Raw genomic sequence first — 2243 nt, forward strand, 5'->3', positions numbered from 1 at the left:
CCGTGCTCATCGTGGACGGCACCCTGGTCCCCGCTCGCGACCACGCCATCGCCGAGCGGTCGAAGACATCTCATGTCGTCGGAGGTCAACTCAGTGTGTGGCAGTCTCACCTCCAACCCCAGTGGTCAGAGGTGAGACGCCTCGTCTGTCGGAGCCACCCGATAACATCGCGGCGCGTCGTAAGGCGGACACCAGAGAGGGTCGAATATGCAGGTCGCCGGCGTGGAGATTCGGGTGAATCATCCTGTTCTGGCGTTGGGGTCGACCGACTGGCTGCCGGTGTTGGAGCTGAGAGGCGAGGCTGCGGTCGGGTGTGACACTCATGTGGCAATCCGGGTTCAGGCTCAGGTTCGACTCATCAAGGTCCGGCTCTTCACCGATCCGCTCGACGAGGCGCCAGGGCCGGATCCTTCCTTCGCGACCGTCTTCGAGGGGCCGATCTCGTTGGCTGATGGACGGTTGGTCATCGGTGATGTCATGGGTGTGACGCGCTTCGTGAGCCTCATCGGCGAAGGGGGCAGGCGGCAAATCCGTGTTGCTGTTGATGAGCCTGGCTGGAGCGCGGCCGCAGTCGACATCTTCGTGGGCCCGCGGCTTTAGGCAGCGAGCGCGACGGGTGCGGCGAAGGCCCGTTCGGGGTCGTAGGGCATGCGGTTTTGCAGGCAGTGGTAAAGGCAGCCGAGCAGCTTGTTGAACAGGTTCCTGAGAGCTGCGGTATGGCGTTCTCCACCAGCTCTCCGTCGGTCGTAGTGGGCTCGCGGAGCCTGCGTTCGGAGGGCTGCAAAGGCCCACATGTGCCCGGCTGAGGCCAGTCGCTGGTTTTTGACGGTCCGGGCCACGACCACGTGGCTTCGACCGGAGGCTCGCGTCACGGGTGCCGCGCCGGCGTATGCCTTCATGGCTCTGGCGTCCGCGAAGCGTTCGTGGTCGTCTCCGATCTCGGCGAGGACGCGTGCCCCGGACAGCACAGACAGCCCCGGGAAGCTTGTGATGATGTCTGCGTCAGGGTGTGCGAGGAATGCCTCTTCCGTCGCCGCCGCGAGCTGAGTGACGCTGAGGCAGGCAGCGTCGACCTGCCGGACGAGCGCCACTGTCTGATGCCCCAGAGCCTTTTCGACCTGCGGCAGTTGCCGCAGGTAGTCGGCTCGGAAGATTGCCCGAAGCCGCTCGACCTCGGCTTCGATTCCGCAGCGTGGGCGCTCGCCCCGTTTGAGCAGCGCGCGCAACTGGCTGCGGGTCAGCCTGGCGGCGTCGGCCGGCGTGGGTGCGGCAGTCAGGATCACGCGGGCGCGTGGTGAGTCGAGTCCGGGTTTGCCGGCGCCGTGGAAGGCGGCAAGGGCGGCTGGATAGTACTCGCGCAGATGCGACCGGAGTCGGTTGATCATCTGCTGCCGGTCCCAGATTGCATCCTGATGAGCGCGGGCCAGAACGGCGACGGCCTGTCCGGCCTCGCTGTCGTCGGGCAAGGGACGATGGGCATGTCGGTCGGTGCGCAGGATGTTGGCCAGCACCCGGGCGTCCGCTGCGTCGGACTTGGCTCGGGAGACGCTGCCTCGATCGCGATAGCGGGCTGCGGCCAGTGGGTTGATCGCGTAGATCTGGCGGCCGGTGGCCCGCAGGCCGGCGACGAGGAGCCCGCGCGGCGTCTCGATGGCGACAGGAATCGGATCCTCTGCGCTGTCACCGTGCTGGGTCAGGAGCTCTATCAGTGCGTGGAAGCCCGCACTGTCGTCGCTGATCCGCAGCTTGGCCACCTGGGTTCCGTCCTGGTCGACGAGGGCTATGTCGTGGTGGCCCTCCGCCCAGTCGATGCCGCAAAAGATCTTGTTCAAGCCGGTTACCTCCGTACGAATCTGCAGGTCAGTCCCATGCAGAGCACGCGGCGCTCTAATAGAAGTGCTCCAGGCACGCCATCTCATGAGCCGTTCGTGTCTCCAGCGACCGACAGGGACCTCGGTCTGCTGGAGAGCTCATAGGGCTCGCGAACTGCTGAGAGGTGGCCCCTGTCGGCGGGCTGAGGACATGAAAACCGCTGATCCGAGCTTCTGCCGGACGGGACCGGTCTTAGACGAGAGATCAAGGTCCCGGAACTACCGAAGGTCTCCGCCCGGCAGGGCAAGGTGCGAGGTGGAACCAGTCCTGGAAAGGAAGCAGCTTCCCGCCTCGCATGGTGCCTCTTGCGCTTACGCGCTCGGGGCCACCGGTGACCTATTAGAACTACCGGTACTCCACCAACCACCAGG

At 65.6% G+C, this 2243-nt stretch carries 2 protein-coding genes; one reads left to right on the forward strand and one right to left on the reverse strand.

What is annotated here, in order from left to right:
- Nucleotides 1–207: 207 nt before the first annotated feature.
- Nucleotides 208–600, forward strand: coding sequence for a hypothetical protein (locus OO47_RS32865; protein WP_030223453.1), 393 nt, complete (start codon nucleotides 208–210; stop codon nucleotides 598–600).
- Here OO47_RS32865 and OO47_RS32870 read toward each other — a convergent pair.
- Nucleotides 597–1832: an IS110 family RNA-guided transposase gene (locus OO47_RS32870; RefSeq protein WP_030223456.1), complete on the reverse strand. Its 1236-nt coding sequence runs from the start codon at nucleotides 1830–1832 to the stop codon at nucleotides 597–599. The genes OO47_RS32865 and OO47_RS32870 overlap by 4 nt on opposite strands.
- Between the last annotated feature and the right edge of the window lie 411 nt (nucleotides 1833–2243).

The sequence above is a fragment of the Streptomyces bikiniensis genome (genome assembly GCF_000716625.1).
Taxonomy (GTDB): Bacteria; Actinomycetota; Actinomycetes; order Streptomycetales; family Streptomycetaceae; genus Streptomyces; species Streptomyces bikiniensis.